General features: G+C 62.5%; 7 protein-coding genes. 1 reads left to right on the forward strand and 6 read right to left on the reverse strand.

Features of this window, described 5'->3' with window-relative positions; genetic code table 11:
* The first annotated feature begins 7 nt into the window (after nt 1–7).
* Entirely contained in the window at nt 8–694 is a 687-nt protein-coding gene (locus OSR43_RS15650; RefSeq protein WP_302267561.1) for a hypothetical protein, read from the forward strand.
* A 56-nt stretch (nt 695–750) separates the two neighbouring features.
* Here OSR43_RS15650 and OSR43_RS15655 read toward each other — a convergent pair whose 3' ends face one another.
* The 6 genes from OSR43_RS15655 to OSR43_RS15680 form a co-directional block, all read right to left on the reverse strand.
* Nucleotides 751–1020, reverse strand: a complete 270-nt coding sequence (locus OSR43_RS15655; RefSeq protein WP_302267562.1) for a hypothetical protein — start codon at nt 1018–1020, stop codon at nt 751–753.
* A gap of 446 nt (nt 1021–1466) precedes the next feature.
* The gene (locus tag OSR43_RS15660) at nt 1467–4052 is read right to left on the reverse strand and encodes an AAA family ATPase (RefSeq protein WP_302267563.1); all 2586 of its coding nucleotides are present in this window, start codon (nt 4050–4052) and stop codon (nt 1467–1469) included.
* A gap of 10 nt (nt 4053–4062) precedes the next feature.
* Nucleotides 4063–7176, reverse strand: coding sequence for a type III restriction-modification system endonuclease (locus OSR43_RS15665; protein ID WP_302267564.1), 3114 nt, complete (start codon nt 7174–7176; stop codon nt 4063–4065).
* Between the two features lie 4 nt (nt 7177–7180).
* Nucleotides 7181–9181: a site-specific DNA-methyltransferase gene (locus OSR43_RS15670; protein WP_302267565.1), complete on the reverse strand. Its 2001-nt coding sequence runs from the start codon at nt 9179–9181 to the stop codon at nt 7181–7183.
* A 16-nt stretch (nt 9182–9197) separates the two neighbouring features.
* Nucleotides 9198–9851: a DUF4391 domain-containing protein gene (locus OSR43_RS15675; RefSeq protein WP_302267566.1), complete on the reverse strand. Its 654-nt coding sequence runs from the start codon at nt 9849–9851 to the stop codon at nt 9198–9200.
* Nucleotides 9848–13096 carry an SNF2-related protein gene (locus tag OSR43_RS15680; protein ID WP_302267568.1) on the reverse strand — a complete coding sequence of 1083 codons (3249 nt, stop codon included), beginning with the start codon at nt 13094–13096 and terminating at the stop codon, nt 9848–9850. Before OSR43_RS15680 ends, OSR43_RS15675 begins: the two co-directional genes overlap by 4 nt.
* Between the last annotated feature and the right edge of the window lie 13 nt (nt 13097–13109).

Consider the following 13109-nt stretch of genomic DNA (forward strand, 5'->3'; position numbering starts at 1 on the left):
CGAGGCGGTGAACCGGCAGTACAACGAGCACGACTCCACGCAGGTCCAGCCTGCCCGCGACGCCGCGGCCCAGCTCAACGTCCAGCTCAACAACGCGATCACCGCCGCTCGTAGCACTAACGCGCCGCTGCACTCCACTCTGCTGCTGCGCATGGTCGAGAGCCTCCGAAACCCCGAGGACACGACCTACAACGACCTCTGGAAGGGCGCCATCACCATCGACACGATCACCCGCACGCCCATCCGGGTCCACGACACGGCCGGCTCCATCACCCACTGGCAGGGCACCATCCGTACATCGGGCGGCGGACAAGAGTTCAGCGCCCCCTTCCACGGCGAGTACCGCGACGGCGCAGCCGCCGAGCTCGACGCCAAGGTCGACCACACCATCGAGCAGCTCCTCGACGGCGTCCCGTTCGCTGCCATCCAGCAGACCAACGCCCGCGGTGTCCGTCTGGCGCTCGCCGAGCGGCTCGGATTCGACAGCCGCTACTTCGGCCTCCCAACCTGCCCGGACCCCCGGCTCGTCAGGATCGCCAGCCGTCTGGCCGTCGACCCTGACCGTAACGTCGATACCGTGGCCGTCGACCTCGGCGAGCCTGTAGACGTGGTCGCACGGGTCCTGGCTCAGCTCGCCTCCGGGCGGCCGACCTGGAAGCGCCTTGTCGAGTCAGAGGTCGAGATCGCGGCCTGAGGCAGCCGGACCCAGCCAAGCTCGCCGCGCGTCGCACCAGCGACGTGCGGCGGGCCTCATTTCGGCGTCTCTTCGGTCGGAGGAGGAAACGGACCAGCGAAGTACTCGAAGAACGCCGCGCGCTGGAGTACACCCAGCGCAAGCAGGTACGCCAGCGCCTCCCCCGAGATATTCAAACGACGGTCATTCCTCGGCGTGAACGAGCCGTCGGCTGGGGCGATAGCGACCATGCCCTCGATCCGGAGGAGGTCATCGATCTCCCAGAGACGCCGCATGACTCGCTGACCGGTGAGCCGGTCGGGCGAGGACGCGTCAGGACTTCCCATCACGGTTCTTCCTCCTGCCACCTTGAAACTCGTCGGTGTCCGCCGGGGTGCGGACCGTCGGCGGTCCGGACCTCGCCGAACCGCTCAGTGAGGCTACGAGCGGCGGCAAACGCGCCAGGCTTTCCGCGGCCGTAGCCGTGCGATCGTGGCTTCATCGCACCCGGCTGCCGGTATCCCGAACGGCGCAGCGGAGGAATGGATCAGTGTTGTCCTGACGAACACGCGCGCGGCGGGCGGGACTTCGGGACCTGCCGAGTCCGGGCGTCCCGCTCACGTGTTACTTCAACAGCAGAAGATCGAAGCCACGAGGGCGCCTCGCGAGCTCAGGAGCGCCGGCCTATTTGGGAGCAAACCATCTGCAACCACGACAACATCTCAGTCATTGGGGCAGCGATGACGGCGTCCTCGAATCTCGCATCGGCCGCCGAGGGTTGCGCGCCCGCGCGCTATCCCGTTGCCTCCAGGTACATCTTGCGGGCGTCTTGGAGCTCCTTCCAGTGCGCTTCCAGCCCAGGAAGCGTGGGTGCGACGCCCAAGGTCGGCAGGGGCTGGGAGTGTCCAGAGATGTAGCGACACGCGTCCTCGAAGATGCGGGTCACGACCTCCGACGCGGCAGGGAGCGCGCCAGCCTTGATGCTCGCGAGGGTGGTCATCCGGATGTTCGGCTGATACCGCTGGGAGACGCCGGCGAGCAGCTCGATCTCCGTGAAGACCTCGCACCACGCCCTGATCCAGTCGTAGCCTTCACGAACCAAAGCAGCGCGGGCTTCGCCGTCGACCGCCCGCGCGGCCTCGATGGTCTTGTTGATATTGGTCTTGAGGTTGCCGAGTGAGTCCCAGCGTGGCCCAGAGGCCCGCGTTACCTGACCCTTGCCCTCGTCGTCAGTGATCTGGAAGTACGTGCAGCGCTTCGACGTCTCGAACAGCGACAGCAGGGTCGCCGCGAAGAAGATGTCATGCGTGAAGACGATGACCTGGTTGCCGTCAGCGAGGCTCGCGATCCGTCTCGCGACCTCGTTGATTCGACGGTGGTCGAGGCTGGAGACCGGATCATCGAAGATGACGGGTGCCGTGATGCCTGCAAGCCGCGCCTCGGCGAGGAAGTCGGCAAGCGCCAAGACCTTTTGCTCTCCTTCGGAGAGAATCTTGGACGGCTTGTGCCGTCCGCCAAGGGTCTTGCGTCGGTGAGCACGACCTTGGCGGCCGACGAACTCGACCCTGAGCTCCGGCGCGCGGAGGGCCTTGCACTCCTCCGTGAACAGCACCTCGAAGTTCTGGTTGACGAGTTGGTCGCTGGCGGCCTTGGCGAGTTCCGTGACCGAGCGCCCCAAGGCGGCGAACTTCCCGCCGAGAACCCGAAGTCGATCGGCTTCCTTCGCGCGTTCGACCTGCGCCTGAATCGTCGGCCAGGACTTGCCCAACTCCCCGGCGGCGATCAACTCAGCCAGCTCGTTCTTCTTCTCTTTGAGGGCGTCGGATCGGTTCTCAGACTGCATCCTCAGGTCAGCGACCTCCTCGGCGAGGAGCGCGAGGGACGCATTCAGGGCAGCCCGGACGGTGGGCACGCCCTCGACAACGGATTCGTCGAGCGGCGCTCCCGCTCCTATCGCGGCTCTAACCGATGCGACTGCCTCATGGATCGCCGAGACATTGGCGTAGGCCGGCGGCTTCTCCTGCTGGTCCTGGTGCTCAACCAGGAAGGTCGTTACGTCGGGCACGGCGACGGCGAGGATCGGACCGGTGAGGGTGCTGATGCCGTCCTCAACCTCTGCGATGTCCGAGCTGATCTTGTCCGTCAGATACTCGCTGTACTTGGCGACCAGCGCCTTGGCTGGGTCAGACAGTTGCTGACGGCAGTAGAGACACCTGCCCGAGTCATGAACACCCAGGGCGTCGAGGTGCGCGCGATACCCCTCGCCCGCTGTCACGAACGCATCCCACGTCTCCTCGGGGTCTGTCGGAAGGTCCGCGGCCGCGAAGAGCTCCGTTCGGAACGTGCGGTAGTCCCGCTGCAACTCAGCCAATCGCACATACAGCGAGTTGAGCTTCTCCACATCCAGCGCTTCGAGCGTTGCGGCAGCCTTGCTTGCCTGAGTCTGCACTCGCTCACCCCGCACGCGCTCGGCGATCTGCGCCGTGAGGGTGTCCGCTTCGAGCGCAGCAACCGCGCGCCGCAGGACGCCTATCCGCTGGTCCACGTCGGACCCACGGTCCGCCCGGGCGTCGAGCGCCGCGAGATCGGTTGAGGCGCCGAGCGTCTCCACGAGGGGGTAGATGGTTGACTCTCTCGGAAAACGGCTCAGGAGAGTCGTTGAGCCCGCTGCGAGCTCCCGAATCGCTTCGTCGATCCGATCGTGGACGCCCTTCAACGCGGTGTTCACATGGTTGAACAACGAGAGAACCGTCGGCACGTAGACGTACTCCAGGTCGTCGTCGACGTGGAAGTTCACCGCGGGGCTGTCGAAGATCGACATACGCGTGAACGGGGCGACTCCCTGCTCACCCGCCCACTCCAAGATCTTCGCGTCGGGACCGAGGGCGTACTCGACCTTGGCGGTCTGAGCGATCTCTTCTTCGACGGCGACGTTCCCGAGGATCGTGTCAGCGGTGCGGCTGCCAGCCAGCGCTTTGAATATCCGCGAGTAGCCCGTCTTGCCGGTGCCGTTCTCGCCGAACAGGATCGTGATGCCAGCGTGTGGCTCGATGACCGAACCGGGGACGATCGCGTTGACCCCGGTGACCTCCGAAAGCCTCGTCAGGACCAGCGGAAGCTCGGCGTCGTCTTCCGCAAGGTCGACCGCCAGCGGCGTCTCGGTGGGAAGCGTGCGGTCGTCGATTCCCTTTTCCTGGCGGAACAGGGAGTAGATCGCGTCGAGGTCATCCCCCGACAACGCACGTCCGGAGCCGAGGACGCGTCGAACGGTCGCCCGCACCCATTCGTCTTGCTCGTTCGCCCACGCCGCGAGCACCTCACGGGGGTCGGGTTCGGCGGCCCGCTGCGCATCTTCCACCGCTGCCGTCTCATCAGACATGTCTGACTTCCTACGCCGTGACGAGCGACATCAGCTCGGCAAAGTCGGTCACCACGTCGTACTTGACGTCCTGACTGGCCCCTTGGTCCAGCGACGCGAAGAAGCGCCGCGCGCACTCGATCTTGGCCTCCTCCGCCCCCTTGAGTTGCAGGGTGGAGAGCGAGCCTTTGGTTTCGGCGACGAAGTAGACGTGCTTGACAGACCCCTCCTTGAAGGCGATCGCCCAGTCAGGGTTGTAGTCGCCTACAGGCGTCGGAATGAAGAAGCCTCGGGGTAGCTTGGCATAGACCGCGACCTCATCGGCCTTGTCGAGGTCACTGACGAAGGCCCGCTCGACCTTGGAGTCGGTCACCACGTAGTCGTAGATGTGGTTCTTGAGTTTGTCGCCGGCCTTGGTCAGGTCCTGAGCCGTCTGGTTCTCGGTAAAGATGGCAGAGTCGAAACGGTCGTCGAGAGCGTCGTAGGTGAGGTGCTCGACAATCACTGTGGCCTTCTGCTCGTTGATGATGCGAGCCGCCTCGGTGATGAACTGCTCAGGATTGAGCTTGAACTTGGCGAAGGTCCCGGATTGCACGCCCCGGAGGATCGCAGAGGCGGTCCGGCGGGTGAGTTGGGTCTTCTCGGTGATCTCGCCGAGAAGGTCGTATGCGACCTGCGACCCTGCCGAGACTGTCTCGGTATGCGTCTTCGAGGCGGAAACGTCAAAGCCCGCGCCCAGGGCGAGGTCGCCCGCGTCCAGCGCGTCCTTCTGCTCGCCCGAGCGGACGACGTACTGGAGCGCGGCTACCGTCAGGTGTTTGTCGAGAGCGGCGATGCACTTCTTCACGAGCTCGGCGGAGTCGAACTCGACCTGGTACACGGCCTTGTGGTTGATGCGGCTCCAGAGTTCCTGGAATTCCTTCTTGGCGAAGTTCTTCTCGTTGAGTGGAATCTTCTTCGGCTTGCGGTCATCGGTCGGCTTGGGCAGGTCGAGGTAGAGCGAGTCGATCAAGGGCCAGCAGTAATCGATGACGGGCTTGAGAACCTCCGATGTCGGCTCGGCGAGGGTGCCGGCCGCCTTGTCGTCGATGTACTGCTGAGAGACCAGGCCCTCGTCGTCGATGTAGTCGTTCTTGATGAGGTAGGCGTAGATCGCCTTGGCGAGCTTCTCCTCGACCTGGGTCGGTCCGTCGGGCGTCTCGATGGTCTTGCCCTTGAAGAAGCCCTCACTCGCCTGGCGCGGGCGAGCCGAGAGGGTCGCAGCGATTTCGTTCTGAAGGCCGGTGACGAACTCGTCGTAGGACTCGTCGCACACGACGGTTAGCTGGTTGATCTCGTGGACGGTGATGGGGTTGTCCATGCGTTCGCCGCTCTGATCCACTGAGAGACGAAGGCCACGGCCGATCTCCTGTCGGCGAGACACAGTATTGTCGCTCCGCTTCAACATGCCCATGACGAAGACGTTGGGGTTATCCCACCCCTCGCGTAGCGCTGAGTGCGAGAACAGGAAGCGCAACTTCGTGCCGAAGGAGAGCAAGCTCTCCTTGTCCCTGAGGATCAGGTCGTAGTCACTGGCGTTCTTCGCTGACGTTCCCTCGTCCTTAGAGCTCGTCGTCTCGGGGTCGACCTGATGCCCGGTCTTCTTGTCGATGGAGAAGTAGCCGCCGTGCACTTCTCGGACTTTGTCCCGACACAGGTAGTCCTGGAAGGCCTTGGTCCCGGCGTCGAGTTCGAGTTCGCCAAGCACCTCGTCGACGGCTGCGGCGTACTCCTCCTCGAAGATGCGTGCGTACTCTCCCAAGGTGTCCTCACGGCTGTAGTCGCGGTACTTCACCACCTCGTCGATGAAGAACAGCGAGAGCACCTTGACTCCTTGGGCGTGGAGGGCGCGCTCCTTATCGATGTGTGAGCGGATGACTTCTCGGATCTGGATGCGGCGCTTCATTTGCTCCGTGACGTCCTTGTCGCACAGGTCACCAGCGCTGATGACGTCGCCGTTGCTGAGCTCGATCGTGTCCGTGTTGGCGTTGATCGCCGTGATGAACAGGCCCTTGTATGCCTCGATGCGACCGGAGACGTCGTGAAGGTTGGCGCCGTGGTCGAGGCGCTTCAGGACTCGCTTGATGGGGCCGCCCTTCGTCTGCACCTCGATCTCCACCCGCGCCTTGGGCTTAGCACCCTTGGCGATCTCGATTGCGTCGAGGTAGAGGTACGCAGAAGAGCCAGCGAGTCCTCGGACGTTGATGCCTCGTACCGCGATCTTCTTCACGAGCTTCTGGTTGTACGCGTCGACGGCGTCGAGGCGGTGGACCTTGTTGTACTCGTGGTGCGGCTTGTGCGTCGCGGAGTAGCGAAGCACCGCCAATGCCTTGAAGTTGGAAAGTGACTGCAACGAAGTCGATGCCTTCTTCGCCTTGCCGTTGCTGACGTTGAACTCCTCGCCGAACCGCTGTGGCTCGTCAATGATCAGGATCGGCCGGTTGGCTGCGATGACATTGATCGGCTTGCGCGACTGGAAGTCGTCGAGCACTTCGTAGATTCGCCGGTTGTCCTTGCCTGATGAGTTGAAGGCCTGAATGTTGATGATCATGACCTGGACACCTGCGTCGGAGCTGAACCGTTCCAGTTCGTGAAGCTGGGACGAGTTGTAGACGAAAGCCCTGGACTTCGTCCCGTACTCCTGCTGGAAGTGTTCGGCCGTGACGTCGAAGGACTTCTTCACGCCCTCGCGGATCGCGACGGAGGGCACCACGACGATGAACTTGCTCCAGCCGTAGCGCTTGTTCAGCTCCATCATCGTCTTGATGTAGACGTAAGTCTTTCCGGTCCCCGTCTCCATCTCGATCGAGAGGTTGGGAGCACCGGGGGCTGCTGCACTCGTGGCCAGAGCCATCGATGGTTCTAGGTTTCGGATCTTCTGGACCTGTTGGATGTTCTCCAGCAACTGCTTGGGGCTCAGAGCAATCTCGGCATTTCGCAAGCCGTAGTCAGCAAACAGGGTCTGGTCCGCGCCCGCGCTGGGTGTCGCCTTGCCAGGGTCAACGCGGTATGAGACGCCACCCTGATTTGGCTGGCCGCCGAACACCTCGACAATGGCCTCGACGGCGTCGGTCTGATACTGCTGAACCTTGAACTGTAGCTTCACAGGTTCAGATCGCCTTCACATCAGTGGCAGGCGACAGCTCGCGGAAGACCTGCTCTACGTTGATGCGAGCATCGTCCGACGCGAACGCCGAGTCGAGGAACACCGCACGGAGTGGCTGACGCTTTGCGATAGCCCGCACGAGCGCGTCGGTAATCTTGTTGCTGAAGCACGCGATGAGGGCGTCCTCCTCGACCGCGTAGACCTCGATGCCCTCGATCGTCTCCACAGCGATCGGCATGGCCAGTTCAAGACCCCAATCCAGCAACACCTGGAACAGCAGGTCCTCGCCGGACCGGCCTGGCTTCACGCTGTCTTCGAGACCGTCAAGCATGGCTTGGTCGGTTTCATCAGGGGTGCGAAGCACGTCTGCCAGGTTCGATGTGTCGATTCGGAAGCTTCGGAAACCGACGTCGAGAGTCGCTGCCTTCTCGCTGACCTTCGCCCCCGCCAGCCGGAGGCGTTCCTTGCCGATCTCCGCCACGGTTGCAGGCTTGCACTGGGCAGTCAGGGACTTGATGGCATTGGTTGTGATCTGCTTCGCGGCACCCTTGGCGGTCTTGACCGACTCGTTGAGGTCCTCGGCCACCTGCATCCCAATGAAGGACGCTTCCGATCCCGTGGCGAGATTGAGTTCCCAGACGGCGTGGAGAGCGGAACCGGAGCCGGCAAACATGTCGAGGATGATGTCGCCGGTGCCCACTCCGAGTGCCTGGTAGATGTCGCGCAGCAGGAGTTCATCCTTGGGATTCGTGAACACCTTCTCGCCGAACAGCGTCGCCAGACGCTTCGACGCGGCGCGTCCGTCCACGTACCGAATGCTGGTCAGGCTCTGGTATTCAGTGTTGCGGAGGTACGTCTTCAGGTTGGGAACGGTGGTGTGGTCCGGGCCGAAGTGGATGCGGTTCTCCGCAATGCGTTGCTTCATAGAGTCCTCAGGGAAGACCCAGCCGCGTGCCGGTGCCTTGCACGGCTCCCCCGTAGTTGGGTGAAGGACCTCGTACACATATTGGCCGTCGTTCGGCCCCGAGATGTTGTCGGCGAAGTAGATGCCCCGCTCGTCCATCCGGTTGTAGTGCTTGCTTGCGTAGACGGGGTCCGAGGGGGCAAATCCCTTGTACCAATCCTTGGCAGCCTCGTGAATCGCGGCCCAATCCTCGCCGAACTGCTTCTTGAATCCATCGAAGGCGGCGTAGATGCGGTCCAGCCCCCCCTTCTTCTCTGTCCATTCACCGGGGTTGGCGGTCTTGTTCTTCACGAAGAAGACGATGTACTCGTGCTGCATCGAAATGTATCGTTGGTCGCTTCTACTGCTGTTCTTTAGTGCGATCTCCCCGACGTACGAATCGGTCCCGAGCACCTCCGAGCCCAGGTTCACGAGGTTCGCATGCTCGTTCTCGTCGATGGACACGATCAACACGCCATCGTCGGCCAACAGGTTCCTCGCGAGCTTCAAACGCGGGTACATCATGGTGAGCCAGTTGGAGTGGTAGCGGCCGTTCGCCTTGGGATTAGAGACGAGAGGAACCCCTTCTTCGCTTACCTGGCCCGATGCCTTGAGTTCCTCGTCCTTCGTCGAGGCGAAGGAGTCGGCGTACACGAAGTCGTTGCCCGTGTTGTAGGGCGGGTCGATGTAGATGACCTTGATCTTCCCCAGGTAGGACTCTTGGAGAAGTTTCAGGGCTTCGAGGTTGTCGCCTTCGATGAATAGGTTCTTGGTGCTCTGGAAATCCTCGGACTCCTCCCTCAGGGGGCGCAGCGTCTTGGCAAGGGGCTGGTTCGCCGCCGCAGCCGCCTTCGCCTTGCCGGGCCAGTCGAGCTGGTAACGCTCCTGGAGCCCCTCGACGATGTCGTCCGAAAGCTCCTGACGCAAAAGATCGAAGTTGATCGCTCGCTTGGGGTTACCTTCATCATCGAGCACCTCGGTGACGACGGAAGGGAAGAGCCCAGCGATCGCGTCGATGTTGCGGCCGGTCAGGTCTGGGGACGTCATCGTCAGCTTTTCCACGTTCTTCCTTCGTCTTTCACTTCAGCGCCGAGAGCTCGGCCTGCTTCGTCTTCAGGGCACGCCGCAGCTCGACCTTGCGGTTGAGTTGCGGCTCGGTGCGGAGTTTCCGCTCAAGTGATGCGACCTCACGTTCGAGCCGGCGCACGGTATCCAGTCTGGCGGCCACATCCGACACTTCTTCCCCCGGGTGCACGGCGACCGACGTGAGCGGCGCCAGCAACGCCCCGTACAGGGCAGCGAGGTTGATGGCCGTCGGCAGCGGTTCCCTCGTGGAGTCCGTGGGAATCCAGCCTGTTGAGTAGTAGGCGCCGAGCTTGGAGTTCGCCCCGTCTACCTGTTTGGGTGTCGCCGTTGTCCGGATGCCCAGAGCGCCGACGATCTCGAAGATGATCGGCTGCTTGATGGCCTTGTCGATGGCGACTGTCACGACCTCGCTGACATCTGTGCCCTTGGCGTCGAGGACGAACACCTGGATCTCGGGCACTGAGTCACTGCCGGGCAGGTTGATCGTGGCCGGTGCGAGCTTGTAGGCCCAGGTGATGCGCTCGACCTCTGCGACGAACCTGTCTTTGGTGGACGACGAGACCACGCCTTTCTCGTAGAACTTGATCTTCGGGACCGGTCTGCCGAACTTCGCGCCATCGGGCCAGCGGTACAGGACGTCCGTCATGCGTGATCTTCGGCAGGGTCGACCACGGCGATGAAGGCGGTGAGCTCGAAGTCGTCGATGCCAGCGATCGACTGAGTCAGAGCCGTCGTCGGCCCCGATGTGAAGAGGCTGTCGATGTCGCGCTCGTCGGTGACGTCGATCATCGTGCGGATCGCGCTGGTGAGCAGCTCGGAGTACTTGCCCATCTCGGCGCCTTCGCTGGTTGCGTCATTGAAGATGCGGGTGACTTCGCTGACGGGCGCGTCGTACGGGCGGCACCCCGCTCGCAGCAAGTCGAGAAGGTGCTTGGCCTCGGTGTGGTCGGCGATCACGTTGCCGTCGGTGTCGAGGTAGACGAGGTAGTGCGGATGGAGGCGGTTTCCGCGGTTGATGTGCTCATCTGCATTGATGTTGTGGAGAGCGAAGATCACTCCTGGACGGAGCCCCTTGGCCGGGTCTGCTGGCACAACGGCATGAAGTCCCTTCGGCGCTGTCGCCACGGCTTCGTTGTCCTTCATGTAGCCGAGGAGATCCATCCGGAAGTCGTTGAGCCCGAGATCAGTGATTGAGACGCCCGTCCGCACGTCTTCGAGTTCAATGACCTCATCCTGGAGCTTTCGCAGTTGCTCCTTGCGGAAGGCCGCCTCGCTCCCTTCGAGGGTGAGCACGTTGTCGTCGGCGGTGCCGGCAAGGTCGGCAATCACCATGCGGTTCTCGACGCGTTCCTTGAGGTTGATGTACTCGTCGAGGCTGATGTCGGGCCAAAAGTTCACCATCTGGATCTGGCTGTTCGTTGACCCGATGCGGTCGATGCGACCGAAGCGCTGGATGATCCGTACGGGATTCCAGTGGATGTCGTAGTTGACTAGGTAGTCGCCGTCCTGGAGGTTCTGGCCCTCGCTGATGACGTCGGTACCGATGAGCACGTCCAGTTCAGCTGTCTCCTTGGGCATGGTCAGGTGACGCTGCTTGGACCTGGGCGAGAAGAGCGTCAGCACCTGCTGGAAGTCGTAGCCCGTGCCAAGTGTCGTCATGGCAGCGTGACTGCCACCGGTGACGATGGCGCTCGCGAGGCCGTGCTGCTCGAAGGCTGGCGCGAGCTCGCGGTAGAGGTAGTTCGCGGTGTCGGCGAACGCGGAGAAGACCAGCGACTTCTTGTTACCGGGGTTGATCGGATGAGCGACCTTGGCGAGCAAGATGCGCTTGAGCTCCTGGAGCTTCAGGTCGCGGTCAGGGGTGATCTTGCGCATCTCGTCCAGCAGTTCGCGCAGGGTCTCGCGGTCGTTCCAAAGGTCGCGCTGCCAGGACTCGATGTCGACATCGGCGAGGTCGACCTTGATCTTCGTCCCGATGGAGAGGGCCTCGACGTTGGCGTCATCTGCGTCATCGACGTCGAAGTCGATTTCATCGAGGTCGATGTCGAGTTCGGACATGGCGCCGGAGTGCTTCTCCAAACGGGTCAAGGTCTGGTTGACGGCGCTCTCGATCTTGTCGAGCGTGATCCGGAAGGCCTCGACTGAGCTCTCGAGCCGTTTGAGCAGGTTGACCGTCATGAGCTTCTTGAGTCCCTGCTCGCGGCCGAACTGGCCGAGATTGTCTCGGGCGGTGCCGCCCTTGACGTTGTAGAGGTCCTCGTACTTCTCCCGGCGGCTCGGGAACACGTAAGCCAAAGGGGTGTAAACGGCGAGCGTGAGCACCTGAAGCTGCTCGAAGATCTCGTTGGAGCTCGGCACGTTCGGGAGGTCCGATAACGGCATCCGCACCGACTGCGGAGGGAGACGCTCGGGGAAGGCGCCGATCTCCGAGGTGTCGTAGAACGCTTGGATGTGCTTCCGTGACCGGGCGATTGTGACTGAGTCGAGCAGTTCGAAGAAGTCGAAGTCGAGCATCTTCAAGATGCGATCGGTCGTGCGCTCCTCAGGGTCGAGTTTGGACCACTCGTTGAAGACTTTCTGCGCATCCCGGAAGACCTTCTCAACACTGGTTGAGATGCTCAGGTGCTGGGAGAGGTTCTCCGACTCTCCTTCGTACGCAAGTTGCAGCTGGTTCTTCAGGTCGTTGAAGCGGTTGTTGACCGGGGTGGCGGAGAGCATCAGCACCTTGGTCTTGACGCCCTCCTTGATGACCTGGCGCATGAGCCGCTGGTAACGCGACTCCTTCTCCTCGGCGTAGTCCGCGTTGCGGAAGTTGTGGGACTCGTCAATGACGACCAGGTCGTAGTTGCCCCAGTTGATCCGGTCGAGCCGGAGGCCCATCGACTCCCCGCGCGTGCGCGAGAGATCGGTGTGGGCGAGCACGTCGTAGTTGAATCGGTCGCCGGCGAAGATGTTGGTAGTCAGGTTGGCGTTGTAGTTGGTCCAGTTCTCAGACAACTTCTTGGGCGCAAGCACGAGGACGGCCTTGTTGCGCAACTCGTAGTACTTGATGACGGCGAGGGCCGTGAACGTCTTACCCAGTCCCACGCTGTCGGCAAGGATGCAGCCGCTGTAGGTCTCCAGCTTGTTGATAATGCCGACGGCGGCGTCGCGCTGGAAGTTGTAGAGGCTCTGCCAAACCTTCGTGTCCTGGTAGCCGGTCCGGTCGTTGGGCAGCACATCCTCGCTGATGTCTTCGAGGAACTCGCTGAAGAGGTTGTAGAGAATGAGAAAGTAGATGCGTGCCGGCGAGTTCTCGGCGTACACGCTCGCAATGTGCTCGTGAACGGCGTCGGTCACATCCTCGAGCTGGTCGGGGTTGTGCCAGATCTGCTCGAAGAGGCTGAGGAACTGCGCCGCCATCGGGGCGTTGATCTTCTGGACCATGTTGGAGACGGCGTTGCCGGGCTCGTAGCCGAGGTCGGCCGTGGTGAAGCCCTGGAGCGGCATGTAGGCGGCGCGGTCGTCCACAACGGCGAACTGCTGCATCGGGTTGCCCGTGGCGTTCGAGCGGAATGTGACCTTGCGGCGCACCCAGTCGGCGCATTCGCGGGCGATGGCGCGCTGGGTGAGTTTGTTGCGTAGCCGGATCTCGAACTCGGAGCCGTACAGGCTCGACTCCGTGCGCCCGGCAGCCGGGATGAAGAACTCGCGCCGCTCCTTGCGGAGCTTGTCGGTCACCCTCGTCGTCACGAAGGACGGGGCAGTGAACATGAACTCCAGCTCCCCGACCTGTTCCAACTCTTTGCGGAGGGCCTCGAACGCGAAGATCGAGAAGGTCGAGGCAGCGATGCGCACCTTCGCGCCCGGCGTGATTTCGCTCTTGAAGTCGTCGCCCAGCAGGTCGTTCACGTTGTCGATGATC

The sequence above is a fragment of the Nocardioides sp. Arc9.136 genome (assembly GCF_030506255.1).
Taxonomy (GTDB): Bacteria; Actinomycetota; Actinomycetes; order Propionibacteriales; family Nocardioidaceae; genus Nocardioides.

Bases quoted from the DNA above. Each gene is read 5' to 3' on its own strand.
- OSR43_RS15655 (WP_302267562.1), bottom strand. From the start codon at position 1,020: ATGGGAAGTCCTGACGCGTCCTCGCCCGACCGGCTCACCGGTCAGCGA.
- OSR43_RS15660 (WP_302267563.1), bottom strand. From the start codon at position 4,052: ATGTCTGATGAGACGGCAGCGGTGGAAGATGCGCAGCGGGCCGCCGAA.
- OSR43_RS15675 (WP_302267566.1), bottom strand. From the start codon at position 9,851: ATGACGGACGTCCTGTACCGCTGGCCCGATGGCGCGAAGTTCGGCAGA.